Source organism: Herminiimonas contaminans (assembly GCF_015645465.1).
Taxonomy (GTDB): domain Bacteria; phylum Pseudomonadota; class Gammaproteobacteria; order Burkholderiales; family Burkholderiaceae_D; genus Oxalicibacterium; species Oxalicibacterium contaminans.
The window spans coordinates 83706-102690 of sequence record NZ_JADOEL010000005.1 but is presented as its reverse complement, the minus strand read 5'-3'; the positions used below and the strand labels follow the sequence as shown (position 1 = coordinate 102690).

General features: G+C 53.5%; 14 protein-coding genes. 5 read left to right on the top strand and 9 right to left on the bottom strand.

The window, feature by feature from the left end:
• Window positions 1–6 precede the first annotated feature (6 nt).
• Window positions 7–2193 carry a patatin-like phospholipase family protein gene (locus IXC47_RS08595; protein ID WP_195875316.1) on the top strand — a complete coding sequence of 729 codons (2187 nt, stop codon included), beginning with the start codon at window positions 7–9 and terminating at the stop codon, window positions 2191–2193.
• 40 nt (window positions 2194–2233) lie between these two features.
• Here IXC47_RS08595 and IXC47_RS08590 read toward each other — a convergent pair whose 3' ends face one another.
• Window positions 2234–5119, bottom strand: a complete 2886-nt coding sequence (locus IXC47_RS08590) for an autotransporter family protein (protein ID WP_195875315.1) — start codon at window positions 5117–5119, stop codon at window positions 2234–2236.
• 672 nt (window positions 5120–5791) lie between these two features.
• On the opposite strand from IXC47_RS08590, the gene IXC47_RS08585 reads away from it, so the two are divergent.
• Complete coding sequence (locus IXC47_RS08585) at window positions 5792–6784, top strand: helix-turn-helix domain-containing protein (RefSeq protein WP_175626440.1); 993 nt, start codon at window positions 5792–5794, stop codon at window positions 6782–6784.
• A 123-nt stretch (window positions 6785–6907) separates the two neighbouring features.
• Here the strand turns inward: IXC47_RS08585 and IXC47_RS08580 are convergent, their stop codons facing one another.
• Genes IXC47_RS08580 through IXC47_RS08570 form a run of 3 tightly spaced genes read right to left on the bottom strand, consistent with a single transcriptional unit; the run spans window position 6908 to window position 9020 of the window.
• Window positions 6908–7252, bottom strand: a complete 345-nt coding sequence (locus IXC47_RS08580) for a ferredoxin family protein (protein ID WP_195875314.1) — start codon at window positions 7250–7252, stop codon at window positions 6908–6910.
• Window positions 7253–7271: 19 nt separating this feature from the next.
• Window positions 7272–7664, bottom strand: coding sequence for a cupin domain-containing protein (locus IXC47_RS08575; protein ID WP_195875313.1), 393 nt, complete (start codon window positions 7662–7664; stop codon window positions 7272–7274).
• Window positions 7665–7706: 42 nt separating this feature from the next.
• Window positions 7707–9020, bottom strand: coding sequence for an MFS transporter (locus IXC47_RS08570; RefSeq protein WP_195875312.1), 1314 nt, complete (start codon window positions 9018–9020; stop codon window positions 7707–7709).
• 239 nt (window positions 9021–9259) lie between these two features.
• Between IXC47_RS08570 and IXC47_RS08565 the strand changes: the two genes are divergently transcribed.
• Window positions 9260–9880: a DJ-1/PfpI family protein gene (locus tag IXC47_RS08565; RefSeq protein ID WP_195875311.1), complete on the top strand. Its 621-nt coding sequence runs from the start codon at window positions 9260–9262 to the stop codon at window positions 9878–9880.
• Window positions 9881–9882: 2 nt separating this feature from the next.
• Window positions 9883–10548, top strand: coding sequence for a helix-turn-helix domain-containing protein (locus tag IXC47_RS08560; protein WP_195875310.1), 666 nt, complete (start codon window positions 9883–9885; stop codon window positions 10546–10548).
• Window positions 10549–10599: 51 nt separating this feature from the next.
• Here the strand turns inward: IXC47_RS08560 and IXC47_RS08555 are convergent, their stop codons facing one another.
• From IXC47_RS08555 to IXC47_RS08535, 5 genes are all read right to left on the bottom strand, one after another.
• On the bottom strand, window positions 10600–11004 hold the full coding sequence (locus IXC47_RS08555) for an aconitase X swivel domain-containing protein (protein ID WP_195875309.1): 405 nt from the start codon (window positions 11002–11004) through the stop codon (window positions 10600–10602).
• On the bottom strand, window positions 11001–12236 hold the full coding sequence (locus IXC47_RS08550) for an aconitase X (protein ID WP_195875308.1): 1236 nt from the start codon (window positions 12234–12236) through the stop codon (window positions 11001–11003). The genes IXC47_RS08555 and IXC47_RS08550 overlap by 4 nt, the downstream gene beginning before the upstream one ends.
• Window positions 12237–12260: 24 nt before the next feature.
• A complete protein-coding gene (locus tag IXC47_RS08545) occupies window positions 12261–13280 on the bottom strand; it encodes a Bug family tripartite tricarboxylate transporter substrate binding protein (protein ID WP_195875307.1) in 1020 nt (339 codons plus the stop codon).
• A 733-nt stretch (window positions 13281–14013) separates the two neighbouring features.
• A complete protein-coding gene (locus tag IXC47_RS08540) occupies window positions 14014–15030 on the bottom strand; it encodes a helix-turn-helix domain-containing protein (RefSeq protein ID WP_195875306.1) in 1017 nt (338 codons plus the stop codon).
• 226 nt (window positions 15031–15256) lie between these two features.
• On the bottom strand, window positions 15257–17494 hold the full coding sequence (locus IXC47_RS08535) for an autotransporter family protein (RefSeq protein WP_195875305.1): 2238 nt from the start codon (window positions 17492–17494) through the stop codon (window positions 15257–15259).
• Between the two features lie 939 nt (window positions 17495–18433).
• On the opposite strand from IXC47_RS08535, the gene IXC47_RS08530 reads away from it, so the two are divergent.
• Window positions 18434–18898: a helix-turn-helix transcriptional regulator gene (locus IXC47_RS08530; protein WP_230089465.1), complete on the top strand. Its 465-nt coding sequence runs from the start codon at window positions 18434–18436 to the stop codon at window positions 18896–18898.
• Window positions 18899–18985: the final 87 nt, after the last annotated feature.

Genomic DNA, 18985 nt, shown 5'->3' with positions numbered 1-18985 from the left:
TCGGATATGCGTCGGCTACCGGGCTGGCTTTGTGCGACAGCGCTATCAGCCTTGTGCATCTGCGCTTACGGCAAGGAAGTACTTGAGCGTCCGCGCATAGGCCTGGCATTGTCGGGTGGCGGCGCGCGTGGTGCCGCGCATGTCGGTGTGCTGAAAGTATTGGAAGAGTTACGTGTGCCGGTCGATTGCGTGGTCGGCACCAGCATGGGTTCCATCGTCGGTGGCGGTTTTGCGATAGGCATAGCGCCGAAGGAAATGGAGCGCATCATTTCGACGACTAACTGGAATGAAGTCTTCACCGATCATCCGCCGCGCAATGAAATCCCGATGCGACGCAAGGATGATGATTACAAAAACCTCTTCGCGCCGGAATTTGGCGTACGCGGCACACAAATCCTCGCACCCAAGGGAGTGATTGCAGGTATCTCCATCGAAAGCTTTTTGCGCGACTTCACCGCTGCTGGTACGCAGAACAGCGATTTTCAAAAACTCCCGATTCCCTATCGCGCGATTGCGGCCGACCTTGAAACCGGCAAGCCAGTGATACTGGAGCGCGGTAGTTTGCCCGCTGCGATGCGTGCCAGCATGTCGTTACCGGGCGTAGTGCCGCCCGTAGAAAGCAACGGTCGTTTACTAGTCGATGGCGGCATCGCTAACAACCTGCCTATCGACGTCGCGCGCGAATTGTGTGGTGACGTCATCATCGCCGTCAACATCGGTACGCCACCGTTGAAACGCAAAGAGATAGGTTCCATCATCTCCATCGTCGGCCAGCTGGTCAATTTGCTCGGCAATGATTCCGTCGAGCGCCAGCTCGCCACGCTGGGCGAGAAAGACATCCTCATCAAACCGGAACTGGGTGATATCTCGGCCGCCAGCTTTGATCGTGCCAGTGAAGCGATCATAATCGGCGAGCAGGCAGCACGCGCGATGAGTGCTTCCTTGCAGCGCTATAGCCTGACGCCGGATGCATATGCGCGCTTGCGCAAAACCCAGGCTGCCAAACCGGCCAGCTTGCGCGTGATTGATGAGATTCGCTTTGAGGGTTTGCAGAAGACCAATGCAGCGGTCCTGCGCAACCTGATCAATACCCGCACTGGTGAGCCATTATCCGAACAAAAGATAGGCGAAGACCTGCGGCGCATATACGGCCGTGGTGATTTTGAAGGCGTGAACTATCACATCGATGATGAAGAAGGTCGTCGTGTATTGGTCATAGATGCCCATGAAAAATCATGGGGGCCGGATTACCTGCGCTTTGGCGTCTCCCTGCAAACCGACTTCCGGGGTGAAAACGATTTCAATGCAGGCGTCAGTTACAAGCGCACCTGGCTGAGCAACCTCGGAGCAGAGTGGAGCGTGGATGCACAGGTCGGTCGCGATACTTTTATCTCCAGCGAGTTCTATCAACCATTTGACGAAGCGGAGCGCTTCTTTATCGCACCCTACGGCAAGATCAGCCAAAACACCCGACCCGTGTTCCTCGGGGAAGACCAGGTGGCGCGCTATCTGACGCAGCAGTTCCGGCTCGGTGCTGATCTCGGTATCTCTATGGGGCCGTGGGGTGATGTGCGTGTGGGGCCGGTGTACAGACGGATTAACGCTGAGGTCAACACGGGGTCACCTATCCTGCCCGACTTTAAATCCGATGGTGGTGGAGTACGTGCGCGCTTCTTCCTGGATCAGCTGGATCGTCCATTCCTTCCGCGCGAAGGTTACTCCATGGTCATGACGGCAGAGCGCTGGTTCGATAAGGAGGCGTATAACAAGCTGGAAGGACGGGCTACTTACGTCAAAAGTTTTGGCCAACACACCTTCAGCATGACCGCTTCAGGTGGCTCCAATCTTGGTACCGAGATTCCATACTTTGACTCTTACCGCCTGGGTGGTCCTTTCAGATTGTCGTCATACCGGATAGATCAGTTCGCCGGTAGCAACTACGCGCTGGGTCGCCTGATGTACTACAACCGCATCTTCAATCTGCCATCGCCGTTGGGTAACGGTGTCTACCTGGGCGGATCACTGGAAGTCGGGCGCGTTGCATCCATACTGGACAAACGCGACGGACAGGGCACGCTGAAATCGGCATCGGTATTTTTTGCGGCGGATACCTTCCTTGGACCAGGCTTCCTGGGCTTTGCCGGTGGTGGGGGCGAGACTTCCATTTATTTGATGTTTGGGGTGCCGTATTGATGAAAGAAGTATCAGGACTGCCTAAAAAAGTGAACTGGTGTTAAAACGCCATCCTGATTCCAAACGTAGCGGTAAAGGTGTAGCTATCGCCGAAGTTCTTCAGGCTGGTATTAAGCATACCTTGCCCGTAGACCATGTACTTGCCGTCAGCCCAGCTATACGAAGTACCTGCACCTATCCCGCCCCACAAGCGCTCATTGCGATTGGCGAAACCAACGCCTGCAACGTCGACCCGTGTGCCATCCAGGAACTCGTTGTACAGGTTGGCAATGGCGTAATGCCGCTGATGCCTGGCTTTGCCGCTGCCGTCCAGCGATGCACTTTCATGCGCTATCGATAGTCCCAGTCGTCCCAGCAGGCTCGCCCCTTTGTCGAGCGTGACTTGGGTGCCGAAGGCATCCTTGAAACTATCGAACTTGACCTTCGAGTAAATCAGCTGTGCCTGCGGTGTCAGCGTCCAGCCGGATTCCTGCTTGAGGTCCAGGCCGAGCTCGCTTGATATTGCATAGCCGCTGCCATTGTTGCCATTGACGAGAGCGGCACCGGTCAATTTTGAGTTCAGGTCGCTGTCGTAGATGTTGAACTGCAATTGGTTGTCGACATACAAGCCGTTGTTGCCAAACCAGCTCAGGGTCGCACCCACTCCGTAAGCGTTGGTATTGATTTTGCCGGCTCCGAAAGGAGACGAAGTTGCGGTGCGGCCGTTGATGTATTGCGCAAACAAACCGCCTATCAGTTGACCGGAAGTGGCATCTTCGTGCAGCAGGGTGTCGACACCTGCCTGCAGTTTGTAGATATTGCTGTCGTAGTGGGCCTGGCTATCCGAGATGGCCGGCTTGATGCTGTGATGACGGCCTTCCATACGGCCCCAGGCACCGGTACGCACTGCGTCGTTGTTTCCCGCGTTGATGCCGCTGGCATCGGTCCACACCCGGTTGCCCAGCCGTTGTTGCAATGTTGCGAGGGTATTGAGTTCCAGCAGGACTTGTGGATAGGCTTCATAGCTGGGGACCCCGGCCTGGTATAGCGCTACTTCCTTTTGTTCTATCAATTGCGAGCGTAGATACCAGTCACCATCATTCGGGCTATTGATACCGTTCTTGTGCAGAGTGTACGCATACGCACCACCGACCACGGCTTGCTGGCCCTGGATGACATAGTCGCCATTGAGGGAGAAATTGGCGTTGGAAACGCCAAGGACATCAATGATCTTGATGCCGTTGATGGTCTGTGCGCCGCTGCCACCGGCGTTTTTGATCCGGATATTCCCCGTCCCTGTAGTGTTGCCTTCGACCAGCAGCTTGTCTGTCAGCGAGTTGTCGTCGCCTAGTATGGTATTGAGCTGGATAGTGCCGTTGCTTGAGTCGAAGTTATTCTTTACCGTCAGGGTCATGGGGCTGAAATTGCCGCTATTGGTGTAGACCACAGAGGAGCCACTCAGCGATAAACTGCTCAGTGTTGAATCGCCACTCATATTCCACATCGACTTATTCTTCAACGTCATGTCGGAAGTGTTGCCGCTACCCAGTCTGGCTGCCCCGTTCAGTACCGAATTATTAGCAGTCAACTTAAGGATAGCCACATTGCCAGCGGCGCCGTCGACTTCGATGACATTGGTTTTTCCACTGACGGTCGAGTTTGTCAGCGACACTTCCAGTGTGCTTGCATCTGCCGCTGTACTGCCCACGACCCGTATGCCGGCAGCTTGCTTCGATGTGATCGTACTGTTGGTGATGGTTGCCTTGTTGGCTCCGCCAACTTGGTAGGTGCTTGCGATCAGGCCGCTTGCATTCGCGCCGTAGGTGGTGATATTGGTGCTGTCAAGTTGCAATTCGGCAGCGCTACGCATGTAAGCACCATAGGCATTGTCTCCCCTGGTCGTAATATTGATCCCGCTTGCTTCGATACGGGCGGCTACAGGTGTTGCGCCAGTCGGTCCACCTACTCCTACCACAAACAAGCCGTGAGCCTGCGAGCCTGCGGTCGTGATTGATCCGCCGTCCAGGATGACTTTGCCACCTAATTGTGCCACCGCTCCCATGCTGGAGTCGCCCAGGGTTTGTACATACACCTGGCTTGCCGTGATCCTGCCCTGGCTCAAGGCTGTCAGGCCGTAAGCATTTGCAGATTCGGTCACGATGGAGCCACCATTCATTGTTAACACTGAAGAACCGGCTGTGCCGCTGGAGGAATTGATGTCATTGATGCCGTCGACCCAAACACCATCTCCACCCGTACCCGTCGTATGAATACTGACATTTTCAAGGTGCATTTTTCCGACATTGATTTCTGCACCACGCGCATTGAGACCTGATGTTTTGATACGGGTGCCGTTTGCGGTCAGGCTAATCGAATTGGTATCTGAATTAATGACATATAAACCAGCGGAGCGTTCTCCCATGGTGGTAACGGAACCACCAGTCAGTTCAACGCTGCCTTTTGTGTTTACTTCCACGCCGTGCTTGAACCACGTACCCGTACCGGTTGCAGTGATGGCGACGTCTTTTCCTATGAATTTACCGCCAGTAAGAGCATATACACCTTTCTTTCCTGTGATGGCGCCGCCGGTCGCGCGAATCAGTCCGTTATCGACAACTCTTGCACCGATGGAGTCGGTTCCGGTCACTTCTACGTTTGCATTGTTAACAATGATCTCTGAGTCAGTCCCTGCTGCACTTAGTCCCATTGTGGTGCTTCCGGTACCACGGATAGTGGCGCCATCCGTAAGCAAAATTTTCCCGCCGGTTTCTGCATTCACAGGGTTGGCACTTGGTCCTCCGGTTTTGATGGTCACCGGACCCGTACTTTGGATCGTGCCGCCTTTCTCTGCAAACAGGCCATAGCCGGACATGTAAGAAAGTATGCCGGTATCGATGGTGCCGCTGACTGATTCCGTGCTGCCATTCGCATGCACTTGCTGAGCCATCGATCGCTCCGCGTTAAGAAGTAAAAGAGTAATGGCTACACTTTTGCTTAATCCTACTGAGATGGCGATCGATTTCTTTTTCATTTTTAAACCTCTTGAGTAATGACTATCTGGCAGGCATCAGAACTAGAAGGTCATCCTGATTCCGAAGTTGGCGGTGAAGGTATGGCTATCCCCGAATTACTGCCATCGGCGCTGCAGCCAGCCGTGCTTACAGTCAGTTTGTTGAAAGTGAGGGTCGCCCTTCAGTTGATAAGCATCGAGGCGAGTGTTTGATGCACTGAAGGGAGTGCTAGGACGGATTGTCGAAGTTGCGCAGAAAAACGTATTTGACGTTCGTTCGAAATCGGCACTTTCGTCCGCCAACTTTCTAAACAATCGTTAACGGATGAGCTTTAATGAAAAACCAGGGAGTACAAGTTTTTTATAGCAATAGCTGTAAGCAAGATATGCATCTGTATGGTGAGAAATAAATGCATATTTCCATGTGGAAATTAAAAAAGTGATGAAGACGATCCGCGTTACGTATCAGACGATGGCTTTGCATGCGTTGAATTGATAACGATTGTTACCTGTATTTACAGCGAGAAAATTGCTGATAAGATAGAAACGCAAGACAAGATAAAAGCGAATATTTTTGCGAAAAATCACCCTAGATAGTCGGGCGGCAGAATGGGCCAATTATTTTCAACTGAAAATACGCAACTCCCTTCTTCGTCGTCCATACCTTTGCCCGACGAATCCCCTGATATCCTTTCCTCCACCAAGAAAATAATTCGCCCGCAATTCCTGCTCAGGGAAACACCGATGGTGTTCGACGCGAGCCGCGAAATCATACGTGCCAGCGATGGATTGGGTTGGTCGAATATGGCTGCCGTGCTGGCGCGTACGGATCCCTTCGAAGAAGTTGTTCCGCCCATCTCTTCCCTGTTCATCGCAGTGCCCCAGCAAAAAATTAAAATCGTGCTGGAAAAAGACGGCAAGACTTTCCAGGGGGAGATGGCGGCCAATAGCCACAATATTATTGCGCCGGGCAATGGCTATGCCGTGCAAGGTTTCGACTTGATTAACGCTTTTTATGTCTACATCAAGAATGAGATATTGCGCGAGCTGGCAGATGAAATTTACGGTCGGCGACTGGATGAAATCGATTTGCTCGCGCCGACTGAAACCGCCGATCCGAGCCTGACTTACCTGCTGGATACTTGCAAGCATATGCTGAGTGAGCCTGCCGGTACCAACCTGAGTAGCGACTATCTGGCGCAGGCGATTGTGGCTTGTGTCTTTTCACGGCATTCGCAATTACGGGATGTGCCTCGCAGCGCGGATAGCAGGGTTCCACTCTCCCAGGCACAGATGCAGCGCGTCAATGATTATTTGCAAGCCAATCTGGATGGCAGTTTCCAGGTCGCCGACCTGGCCGCCGTCATTGGCCTGAGCAGGACCATATTTTTTGAGCGCTTTACCGTGACGACCAAGGCAACGCCCAATCAGTATTTGCAGGTACTACGGATCAATCGGGCCAAGCAACTGCTACGTGATGGGAAGTTATCGCTGGTGGACATAGCGTTTGCTTGCGGCTATGCCGATCAGTCGCACCTTGCGCGCTTTTTCAAACGCTTTGTCGGGGTGGCGCCGGGCCGCTACCGCAAGGATACGCACTGAGTTGCGGAGCTGGCCGGCGGTATTGCTGCCGACCTGAGTTCACATCTTGTCGCAGAAGGAAAAATGCGTTCCGGAAGAAATCAATCTTTCGGAACGCATGCATAACATCCAATAATGACCGTCTTACTTTGCCGCCGGATCCGGCGCGTAGAGCAGGTATTCCTTCTTGTCTGCAACGCCTATCCAGTCTTCCGCATCCGCCGGAACCGTTCCTTTCTGTGTAATGGCCGGCCAGCTTAGCGCAAGGCTCGCATTCAACTCCACGAATACGAGTTCCCTTTCCGTTGCATCACCCCTGGCCTTGATGGCCTGGGTCGGACACACCATTTCACACAGTCCGCAGTTGACGCAGGTATCCGGATTGATCACGACGAAGTTTGCGCCGGCATGGAAGGCATAGGTCGGACAGACCTCTATGCAATCCATGAATTTGCAGCGTATGCAGGCTTCGGTAACGATGTAGGCCATGTGCAGACTCTAGTGGAGGTCAGAATCCGGCATCAACATCGAAGAAGACGTTAGGCTTGCGGTAGACGGCGAGGATGATGCAACCTTCATCCGAACGCGTTTCATGCAAGGAGCCAGGTTTGCGCCAGGTATATTCACCGGCCCGGGCAATGCCGTCGTGGTCATAGAAGGAGCCCTCGACTACATAGGTTTGTTCTATTTCCGGGTGACGGTGGAAGGGCAGGATGGTGCCTGGTTCCCATTTCAACAGGCAGGTCAATTCACCTTTGGACGGGTCTTCGTACAAGACCTTGATCTGTATGCCTTTGTGTTTGGTCGGTTTCCATTCCAGTTCTGCCGGTTTGACGTAGGTCGATCCATTGATGGTTGGTTCCAGCTTGCCCTTTAAGCGGGTTTCTGTGACTGTGCTCATTTCCTTCTCCTTTAAAAAACGCGGGCATCCCGCAAAAAATTCTTACAACGATTCGTGACGTGTTTCGCGTGCTGCAATGGCGGCAACGAGGGTGACGGCGGCCAGCAGGATCAACATGATGGAGACCCCGGTCGTGCCACCGAAGTAAGCCATCAGGCCGGTGGCGATGATCGGTGAGAGTCCGCCGCCGACCGCCGCTGCCACCTGGAAGCCGAGCGTGGCGCCGCTATAGCGCACGTTGGCGCCAAACAGTTCCGGGAAGTAGGTGGCTTCCGGTGCAAACATGAAACCGTGGCCTAGGCTGAGCGCGACGATCATCACACCGATAATGATGGCGCTGTCCTTGGTCTCGAGCAGGGTGAAGAGCGGGAAGGCCAGTGCCACCGTGAAGAGTGCACCCCAGATATACATCGGTCGTCGCCCGACCTTGTCCGATAGCAGGCCAAACAATGGAATCGTGATCACTTCCACCAATGCCGCATAAAGGATGCCGTCGAGGATGAGCGACTTGGGTAATTGCAGATTGTTGGTCGCATGTACCACGATGAACACGGTCAGGATGTAGACCCAGGAAACCTCGGAGATCTTCAGGCCGATGGCGGTCAGGAAGGCGCGTGGGTTTTTGAGGATGGCATCGAGTACCGGTTGTTTGGATAGCTCGTTCTTGGCTTTCATTTGCAAAAAGATCGGTGACTCTTCCACCTTGCTGCGGATCACATAGCCGACCACCACCAGCACGACGCTCAGCAGGAAGGGAATGCGCCAGCCCCAGGACAGGAAGTCGGCTTCCGGCAATTTCGATACGATGGCAAAGACGCCGGTAGCGAGCACCAGGCCCAAGGGAAAACCAACCTGCACCAGGCTGCCATAGAAGCCGCGCCGATGTTTCGGTGCGTGTTCCAGTACCATCAGCGCCGCGCCGCCCCATTCGCCGCCAAGTCCGACGCCCTGGATAAAGCGCAGAATGATCAGCAGGACAGGAGCCCAGATGCCGATGTGTTCATAGGTGGGCAGGCAGCCGATGAGGACGGTGCCTATCCCCATGATGAACATGGTCAGCAATAACATCGACTTGCGCCCGACGCGATCACCGAAGTGGCCGAAGATAGCGCCACCCAATGGTCGTGCGAAGAAGCCGACCGCGTAGGTGCCCAGGGCCGCCAGCGTACCGATGACCGGTGATACATTGGGAAAAAACAGTTTGTTGAATACCAGTGCTGCCGCCATGCCGTAAATCAGGAAGTCATACCATTCGATGATGGTGCCGATGGAACTCGCTGCCGCAATCGTTCCGATTTTTGATTTCTTCACTCCTTTGCTGGCGACGCTGACGTCGCCGCTTGTCGATATTTCCATTCCTTGTCTCCTTCGTGTGTTTTTGTGGAGTGGTTAGATATCGGACTTGGTTTCCCGGCGAAAGAAGCGAGGTTCTTAATATGAAACTATTTCTCTGCGCAATCTCGACTTGGGCAACAAATACGTATCAATATTCCACTTCTTTCCATATCAACTTATCCGTTGATGAAACAAAATATATGATAAGGTATACAAATAGTAAACTTAAACTTTAAAAGTTTCACCAAAAGGAGACGGAAATGAAATTCGGAATATTTGTATATCCAGATGTAGAACCTGTTGATTTGGCAACTTTTGGTGTGTTGTCGATGGCCCGTCGGGCCTACCCCGATATCCAGATCCATACGATTGCGCCGACCAGCGGCGAAGTGTTGCTGGCCAACGGTTTACGGGTGATAGCAGAGTACGGCGTTGATGATGCACCGGCGTTCGATGTAATCGTGGTGACAGGTGGCGCAGGGTGGAAAGAGCAGGTGAAAAATCCGGCGACGCTGGCATTTTTGAAAGCGAGGTCGCGGGATACGATAATGACCTCGGTTTGCACCGGTGGTATGATACTCGCAGCCGCAGGAGTTCTTAATGGGAAACAAGCGACGACAAAATGTGAAGTCATCCCACCGGAAATATCTCCGTTGTCCCTGATGAAGGAACAGTACAAGGATATTGCGACTGTCCATAGCAGCGTGGTGGATCAGCAGACGGTGGTGACCGGTGGTGGCGTGACACTTTGCATAGACGTGATGTTGCACCTGTTGAAAACACGCATCAGTCCCGAGGTAGCAAATGAAACCGCGCGCATCATTGAGTACAGTCGTGCGTGGCAGGCAAATAAAGCTGCATTACCCCCTATAGAATCGTAAATATGGCAGAAGCAATTACTACTGATTTACCTCCCGAACTGTCTGATATCGAACTTCGCCTTGGTCGCCGGGTTTCTGAATTACGTACTGCGCGCGGTTATACGCAGGACAGGCTGGCCAGCGAGACGGGGTTCACCAAAGGTTATCTTTCGAAGATAGAAAATTCGAAGATCATTCCGCCGATAGGTACGCTGATCAAGATCGCGCAAGCCTTGCACACTGATCTTGCCGAGCTGCTCGGAACGGAAACCGCCGAGCGCAGCGATGCCATTTGCATCGTGCGTTCATGGGAGCGTGAATCGGTAGTACATGGCGAAGAAGCCTTCGGCTATGACTATGTGGCCCTCGCCAACAAGCGTCGTCATAAGCACATGGAACCCTTCATCATGGTGTTCCCGAATGAGATGGCGCATGAAATGCGCTTCGATCACGAAGGCGAGGAATTCCTCTTTGTGACCGATGGCAAAGTAGAGTTCAGCTTCATGATCGACGGCCGTGAACAGCAGTGGATATTGTCGGCCGGCGACAGCCTTTACTTCGACTCCAACATCCCGCATCGCGGCCGCAGCATCAAAGGCGAATCGAAAGCCCTAGTCGTCATCTTCCGCCCGCCGGATCAAGCGGATGACGCGCAGAAGCGGCCGCCACATACCATCTTTGGCAGCTGACACCCTATAAGTTTTGGTGATCCGAATTTTGCTTCAATGCGAATACTTGCCTTAATCCAAAACCCGTAGCGATTTGCGTTGCGGGTCTATTTCCACTGCCGCGCCATTCGGGATAGTCGCAGTCACATCGACATCAAAACCAGCCAGCATGGTCAGGCCGCCAAAGGCCGCACCTTGTACCAGGATGGGATTGACGGTATTGAAGACGATGGCCAGCGGCATTTTATTGCGCGAGGCCATTTCATGCAGCATCCAGGCACTGGCGACGCCGCCTTTGGCGGTGTCCAGCACCAGGATCTTGCCGACATACGACAGACCAGCCAGCTTGTGTGCCGGACGCGAGAAGGTGCCGTTGATACGGTCCAGGTCATAGCGTGCCGAGAAGCCATCATTGGCGACCAGCGTCGCACCGCTTACTTTTTCACCGATCGCGTGACGCGCGATGAGTTCTATCATTTCAATTTCCCGGTTACTGCTGCGTCTATGCAGCGTTGCATCGAGGCGAGCATAGGCACATAGCCATAGCCGCCGAGGATGTTGACCAGCTTGGCGCTATTCGTCGCGAGACGTTTCCAGCCGTTGGCATCGGCCATTTCACGCGCGTACGACTGGTAGAAACACATGCCGGACAGGACTTGTCCACCCGCTGCTTCGATGCGTGCGGTGAAGCCCATGCGATCTGCATCCGGTTTCACTTGCGGGCTGGTCACGGCCAGCATCGGCTTGATGAATTGCTTGCCGTCGCACAGCTTGGCGATCTCACGCAATTCGTACAGGCTGAGCTGCGGTGCGGAGAATACGACGACGTCGATTTCATCTGTCACTGCATAAGCAGTTTGCAGCGCTTTAACTTCAGCTTCACCGACGCGATGTGCGACCGGCAGCTTGTCGCCGCCCACATCTTCGATGCGGTAGGCTTCCGGCGTGATGCCGACCAGATGGTAGAGCGCACTGGAGCCGAAGCTGGCCATGGCCGCGCCAAAGTGTTTGAGCTGATCCGAAGTCGGCGCACCTTCCAGTCCTTCGACGACAGGTACCGTCCAATAGTTGGCCGACAAACGTCCGATCACACCGCCGAGCGCGCCCCAGTCGTTCAGGGTTTGCGGTGTCCAGTCCACGCGTATGCGCAGTGTTGCCTGGCGTTGACTATCCAGATGGAAGCCATAGCGTGGCGTGCGACCGGTCAGGCCAGCGGCGAGGGCAGACGGGCCGCCTTCGAAGTTGGAGCGTGCACCGCATACCGAGTTGGAATAAATGACCACGCCGGTATCGCCAAAGGCGACGTGTTCACCGCGTGTCGGTGCGGCGATGGTCTGGTAGTTGATGCAGGTATCCGTCATCGAGACGCCGAGTCTGACGAAAGCATCGATCGCGCGTTGTTCCAGGTCCAGCATCCAGCCATCCTGTTTGAGCACCGACGACTTGGCGAAGTCGGTACCGCGTGGATCGGTGATGGTCGGTATCCGTACCTGGCGTTGACCTTCGGTGATCTCACCCAGCTGCTCCAGCCAGATCACACCGGCCTGACCGAGACTTTCGGTATCGGCCATGATGTGCGCCTGGCTGACCGGAACGAAGTCTTCTGCGCCAAAGAAATCGCCGACAGCGATCTGGTGCTGCAAGGCTAGTTGCGGGACTCGTCCTTGCTCACCGGCGAGGATGGATTTTTCTTCTTCATTCAGCTTCATTAAATACTTTCTTTACTAAACAAATCAGTCGATCTGCGCGCCAGACTCGTGTACTGCTTTGCCCCATTTTTCCAGTTCATTGCGACCGAACCTGGCATATGGGCCAGGCGGGATGGAGACAGGTGTTACACCGAGACTGGTCAGGCGATCACGGAAGGACGCAGACGCGACGATCTCGGCGATGTTTTTACTGAGCTGGCTGGCAATCGCTGCTGGCAGATTGGCTGGTGCATAAATCGCCCACCAAGCTTCCGCTTCAAATTGCTTGTAGCCGGATTCCGCCACGGTAGGCACTTGTGGCAATACAGGTGAACGTTGTGCGCCGCTGATCGCGAGTACGCGCAGCTTGCCCGACTGGATATGCGGCAATACCGATTGCACCGGATCGAACATGACTTCGATTTGCTGACCCAGCAAGTCTGTCACTGCCGGTGCGCTGCCACGATAAGGGATGTGCGCGAATTTGATACCCGCTGCGGTCGAGAACATTTCACCGGTCAGATGGCCGGGTGTGCCGTTACCAGCCGAGCCGAAGCTGATGCTGGCTGGTTTCTTCTTCGCTGCGGCGACCAGGTCAGCCAGTGTTTGGTATGGCGATTTTGCATTGACGACGATCGCGACCGGCGCTGCCGCGACTACACCTAGTGGTGTGAAATCGACTGCAGGATCGTAAGGCAGTTTTTTATACAGAGCGGCATTGATGGCTTGCGTGCCGACAGTACCGACCAGCAGGGTGTAACCATCTGCCGGAGACTTCGCTACCGAGTCCGCTGCGATCGCACCACCGGCACCGCCCTTGTTTTCGATGACGACGGTTTGCTTCAGCTGTGCCGACAAGTCATGCGCCAGAGGACGTGCAACGATATCGGTAGGGCCGCCAGCCGGGAACGGCACGACCAGTTTGATCAGGCGATCCGGATAAGCATCGGCAGGTGCGGCCAGTGCCGTGGAGCCAACGACCAGTGCGCTGATGCCAGCGATGAGGTGCAAGAAGAAACGCTGGTGTTTAACAAGCGGGGTGGAGAGTCTGGAGCTAAGAGTCATGAGCATATCCTGTGATTGATAGTTAACAGGCAGCTATTTGTCGACATGCAGATTGTGTCCGTCATGTCATCCACACAAGACGGAGGATTTTCCATCGGCGACCTGGTGCAAGGTGCCGGATAAAAACTGATCAGAACCCGACTACGGAGAGTGAGGCAGATAGCGTTAGCATGGAGCAAGCAAGGTGTCTTCTGGTGGAGCTGCCATACCTTGATTCATCATTTGCTTGGAAGCTAATGAGCGATGAACAGATAAGGAAGCGCAATGATTACACTTGCCCGTCATATGCAAAACGAATCTTTTTGCATGTCGATATTTGGAAAATAAATACACGGCGGCAAACAACACGCTCATGTCTATCAAACGACAGAAGTCGTTACCGGATGCATAAGCTTATTGAAAAGAGTTCGTTGTAAAGCAAGGTGTGCGCCTGTAATCTGGCAACATTGTTTAACGGGATTGCGTCAGTGATGTCGTGAACATGTGCATGACCATACCGGAGCCGGCGGTTCGAAAATATACCGGTACCAATTCTAAAAAATGATTGCCTTAATCATTTTTTTAAAAATTATCCGTATTCCCTGCATCCAATTTTTTTATCTCGTCCTGCCTTGCAAGCGAACTGAATACGGTAGCGGTTCTCGCCATGACTCTTGCCGTAAGCGGTATTCGTTAGCATACGCATGCAAGAAAATGAAACGCGACGGTTTGGCCGGCAGTAATTGCGCACTTTTTACTCCTGCGAGTAAATGGTAAGGCCGATATAGTCAGCGCGGTATTTACCCGGCGATACGCCGACAAAGCGTTTGAAAAAACGGGACAGATGCGACTGGTCGGCATAGCCGCAGGCAAAGGCGACATCGACCAGTGATAATTTGCGGTCGTGTAGTAATTGCTTGGCGCGATTAACCCTGAGTATTTGCAGATACTGGTTAGGCGTGTACTTCATCGTATGTACAAAGCGCTCAAAGAAAACAGTCCTGCTCAAGCCAATGCTGGCCGCCAGGTCGGCGATTTGGAAAGTGCCGTGCAGATGGGCTTGCAGGTAATCGTTAACCCGTTTCATCTGTCCCTGCGACAGCGGCACCCTGCTATCCATGACCCGTGGTACATCGCGCAACTGCGTATGTTTCGTATAGAACTGGGCCACTATCGCCTGTGCAATATAGTCGCTGCGAAAACTGCTGTCATGTGATTCATTCAACATGTGGCGGCAACTGTGGAGCAGGGATTGCAAGCCTTTATCCGTTTCCTGCAAAGGCGAAAACATATCGACGTCATCCAGCCGTTTGCCAAAAATCTCATCCGCTACATTCACCAAAATCTCATTCTTGATGAATAGATAGAAGAAGGTGCCTGGCCGCTGCAATTCAACCGTGTAGCTCACGCCGGGGGCAATAATGCCGTGGCTATCGGCCGGCATTTCAGCCTGGTGTATCCGGCCTTCGGTTTCGATGGCCAGGGGCATATTTTCGAGCGGGACGGCAAAAAACAGCGAAGAATTGGCAGGGACGAAATCTTCCAAGGGTTGACTGCGCGTGAGCGCCGCCACCATATTGTTCCACCCGAGGCCATCGCTGCCCTGGATGAGTTCGCGTTTTTTTTCAAAGACTAATGTTGTTTCGTTGAGGATAAATTCAGAGTGTGCCGATGATAATGGCCTGAGATCGCGAGCTGTATCTTCCGTGATAACGGAAGTGGGAAGGGGGAGTGGCGTAGTATGGTTTTCGCTTGAAAATACTTGTTTCATGTTGCGCCTCGACGATCAAGAAATATTCTTGCTACAGACTTGTCGGCACATGGTCTTGCTTGCTGATTTATACAATCCAAAAATAGAAATAAATGGAGTTGTTGAAATTCATCTTATCAGGGTTTTTTCGCTTGTAAACACCGCTTGATATGCGTAGGCCAATTTTTTGTGCACAAAACAAATCCGGATATATGCGTGCCTGTCATACCGGCATGGCTAGCTATTGCTAGAACAGGATCCGGAGTCCGACGGTCGCACCCAGCGAGGTGCTTTCGCCAAAATTATTCAGGCTGGTGTTGACGCTGCCCTGGCCGTAGACCATGTATTTGCCATCTGCCCAGCTGTACGAAGCACCGAGGCCCAGGCCGCCCCACAAGCGTGTATTGCGATTGATGAAGCTGAGGTCAGATACATGGACCTGCGTGCCATCCTTGAATTCGTTATAGAGGTTGACGATGGCGTAAGTATGTTGACGGTTCGCCTTGCCGCTGCCGCCGTGCCATATCTTTTCATTTTCCAGCGACAGGCCCAGGCGTGCGCGCAGGCTGCTGCCCTGGTCCAGCGATACGCGTGCGCCGAAGCCATCGGTGAAGTCATCAAATTTCACCGTGCTATAACTGAGTTGCGCCTGTGGTGTCAGCGTCCAGCCGGGTTCTATCCGAATACGTTGGCCGGCTTCGATCGACGCCGTATAGGCCCGGCCATCATTGCCTTTGGCCAGGCTGATGCCTGCGGTCGGGGAGCTGATGTCGCTATTGTAAAAATTGGCCTGTACTTGTCCGTCGGCATAGAAGCCATTATTGCCATACCAGGTCAGGCTGGCACCGACACCGTAGCCGACGGTATTGATGCGGCCATTGCCGGCGGGCGAAGATACGGCGCTGCGGCCGTTCGCATATTGTGCCGAGAGGCCGGCGATCAATTTGCCACTTGCTGCTTCTTCATAGAGCAAGCCGTCTATGCCGCCCTGGATCCGGTAGATGTCCGTGTTGTAGCTGGCTTCGGAGGTCGAGCGCGCAGGATTGATGTTATCGCGCCGACCTTCGATATTGGTCCACATCCCGGTACCGGCCTTGTCGCTGCCATAGCGAGTCGCCGCAGCGCTTGCATCAGGCTCTGCCCACATGCGATTGCCGACGCGTTGCTGCAAGCTGGGCAGGCTGCTCAGCGCCAGCAAGGTGTGCGGATAGCTTTCATACGTTGGTATGCCGGCCTGATAGCGTGAGTGCAAATACCAGCCGCCATCGGCTGGAATGCCGACACCGTTCTGTTGCAGGGTATATGCATATGGGCCGACCACCATCGCCGCCAGGTTGTCGATGCGGTAGTGGCCCTTGAGCTGGAATGTGCCATTGGAAGCGCCGGCGACATCGATGATCTTGATGCCGGTACCGGTAAGGGCACCAACCCCGCCGATATTATTGATGACGACCGTCGTTGTGCCGGTTGTATCACCTTGTATATTCAATTTATCGGTGGCGCTGTCGTCGCCACCCAGTGCCGTGTTGAGTACGATGCTGCCACCGTTGCCGCTGTAATTGCCGCTAACGGTCAAGACATTGTTCAAACCGCTGCTGGCGATATTGACGCGGCCACCATTATCCAGGCTCAGCAGCGTTTGCTGGAAGCCACGGGTGTCGAGGGTGCCACCGGCTGTTATCGTGTAATCCGAATTGGCACTGAAGCGATTCGCTGCGCCAGCCGCCAGCGTGCCGCCCGAGACCGTGGTGCGGCCAAAATAGTCATTCGCACCGGTCAGGATGGTCGTACCGGCTAACTGATGCACTTCGCCGATCATGGTGTTGTCGAGAGAGATGATGTCGGGAGAAAAGATGTAATCATCGTTGAGGTGATTGAAGACGATTCGGCCAGCGCCGAAGCCAAAGTAGATAAGCGGCGTGTCCAGTGTGCCGGCAGCTTCAGCGGCTGCGCCCGTTGCACCGCCGATCGCAAGTGTGCCGTTTGCATTGCCAAAACTCCCGATACTTACAACGGGTGTGCTGACGACGCCGCCATAGGCTATACGTAGTAAAGCTTCTCCATCGTAGCCGATAGAGATACCCCCGTCATTTTCCCAGCGTGAGCCTGTACCTGTGACATGTACCTTGCCTGGCGCAGTAATGCCAAAACTTATGTAAGCGAGACTGTCGCGCAGAATACCGCCATCCTTTATATGTAATTCACCTTCGCCGGTAAAGCCTACGATGGTCATATTGCCGCTATTGAATTTGCCGCCGGCTCCTATCGTCACTCTGCTGGTGCTTGCCGGGCCACCTATCTGGAGATTGGCTGCGTTGACGATACCGCCCGCATTGACATTGAGTTCACCGCTACCGACGGAACCGACAACCAGGGTATCTCCGACATTCCACGGCGATGCCAGCGTGCCCGGCACGTTGACGACTTCGTCATTCTCTATGTAGACCTGCGCCATGGCTGGCGCAGCGCCCAAAGACAGCAGCATGGCGAGGGCGCTTTGGCTTGACCAGACCAGGCAATGCCGACGTGGAGTGGTAATTGAACATTCGTACAAATTTGGCGAAAAGGCTTTCATGGCTAATCCAATTCCATAGTTTTGATCCGGCTGGGTGAGCCGGTATGCAAGGCGACGCAAAACTTTTTGGGGAATGCGCGCCGCCAAAAACATTTATTGCCGCAATGCAATAGGAATGTTCTTGTCTTGTAAGGATTATCTGTAAATAGCTGTTTCCGATATTTAACTATCGTTCATATTTTGGATAATCGTCCTTAAATTTTTATTTTCGGAAAAATTGTCTTTGGAGTAAGGATGCGAATGCGCTGTCTATGTGCATGGCGCGTATTTGGCTGCATCTTCATAGGCAGTTTGCATGTCCGTGAACAGGTGTTTTTATTTTTTAATATCGTTCAGGGCGCTTCTCTTTTGAACCTTGGCCCTTGAGTTTGCTTCCTCCTGGGAGGATGGCTGATTGTCAAAGTAGTCCTCCAGCACTTCTGCCGGCGACGCTATCCGATGCACTTCCCGTTCATACAGATTTCCGGACGATCATTCTCGATCTGGATGATCGTCAAATATTTCCTGAACGCCATCTTGGACAATGGTCCACGCTGACGCTCAAGCCGAGGCATAGGGAGATGCAGAAACCACCAACATAAAACCACCCGCAGAGGTGGTCTTCATGACTTGGTGCGATGCATCAAATGGTATTTCTGTAATCAGGAATTCAGGAAGGATGCAATGAAATTCACCTTGTCCGGTGTACGTCCATCTTCGATGGTGCGGCCTAGTCATGCCCATCGTTTTCTTCATTCACAACACATAAAAATCAAGCTGCGCAATCTGCCTGAAGGTCGGGCATCGTCTTCTTGCGGATGGTGATTTGCTTCACGTCATTGAATGTACTTTTTGTATTCCGGCAAAAACATGATGGATGAAACAGAAAACGGCAATTTGAGTAGTGACTATATCGCCTGGACTATCGTGGCGAATGTCTTGGCGAAGCAGATGAATATGGCAGGCCCGTCCGCTGCGTATAACGGCCAGGCACCATTGTCGGAAGCGCAGATGAAGCGGATACACGACTATTTTTTTGGTCGTTTGCATGGCGGCTTCCAGATCGCGGAGCTGGCCGCCACCCTAGGCATGAGCAGGACCAGTTTCTTCAAGCGCTTTGGCCGAACGGCCAGGGTCACGCCGAATCAATATCTGCAAATATTACGGGTCGAAAAAGCGAAAATCCTCTTGCGGAACGAGAATCTCACCCTGATAGAAATTGCCTTTGCCTGCGGCTATGCCGACCAGTCGCACCTGGCGCGCTTCTTCAAACGTTATGTGCGGATGTCGCCGGGACGTTACAGGAGCAAGATGCGCGAAGAAGATGTCGCTTAGTTAATGAGATATGCCCATCGCTATGGGTGTGCACGACGATGGTGTGGTGCATCCGATATGCGGCCTGCAGCATACCGGCGCTGCAGA

Excerpts from the sequence above, each read along its gene's own strand:
- IXC47_RS08590 (WP_195875315.1), bottom strand. The coding sequence starts at position 5,119 with ATGGCTCAGCAAGTGCATGCGAATGGCAGCACGGAATCAGTCAGCGGC.
- IXC47_RS08540 (WP_195875306.1), bottom strand. The coding sequence starts at position 15,030 with ATGAAACAAGTATTTTCAAGCGAAAACCATACTACGCCACTCCCCCTT.
- IXC47_RS08580 (WP_195875314.1), bottom strand. The coding sequence starts at position 7,252 with ATGGCCTACATCGTTACCGAAGCCTGCATACGCTGCAAATTCATGGAT.
- IXC47_RS08560 (WP_195875310.1), top strand. The coding sequence starts at position 9,883 with ATGGCAGAAGCAATTACTACTGATTTACCTCCCGAACTGTCTGATATC.
- IXC47_RS08575 (WP_195875313.1), bottom strand. The coding sequence starts at position 7,664 with ATGAGCACAGTCACAGAAACCCGCTTAAAGGGCAAGCTGGAACCAACC.
- IXC47_RS08545 (WP_195875307.1), bottom strand. The coding sequence starts at position 13,280 with ATGACTCTTAGCTCCAGACTCTCCACCCCGCTTGTTAAACACCAGCGT.
- IXC47_RS08585 (WP_175626440.1), top strand. The coding sequence starts at position 5,792 with ATGGGCCAATTATTTTCAACTGAAAATACGCAACTCCCTTCTTCGTCG.
- IXC47_RS08565 (WP_195875311.1), top strand. The coding sequence starts at position 9,260 with ATGAAATTCGGAATATTTGTATATCCAGATGTAGAACCTGTTGATTTG.
- IXC47_RS08550 (WP_195875308.1), bottom strand. The coding sequence starts at position 12,236 with ATGAAGCTGAATGAAGAAGAAAAATCCATCCTCGCCGGTGAGCAAGGA.
- IXC47_RS08535 (WP_195875305.1), bottom strand. The coding sequence starts at position 17,494 with ATGCTGCTGTCTTTGGGCGCTGCGCCAGCCATGGCGCAGGTCTACATA.
- IXC47_RS08570 (WP_195875312.1), bottom strand. The coding sequence starts at position 9,020 with ATGGAAATATCGACAAGCGGCGACGTCAGCGTCGCCAGCAAAGGAGTG.
- IXC47_RS08555 (WP_195875309.1), bottom strand. The coding sequence starts at position 11,004 with ATGATAGAACTCATCGCGCGTCACGCGATCGGTGAAAAAGTAAGCGGT.
- IXC47_RS08530 (WP_230089465.1), top strand. The coding sequence starts at position 18,434 with ATGATGGATGAAACAGAAAACGGCAATTTGAGTAGTGACTATATCGCC.
- IXC47_RS08595 (WP_195875316.1), top strand. The coding sequence starts at position 7 with ATGCGTCGGCTACCGGGCTGGCTTTGTGCGACAGCGCTATCAGCCTTG.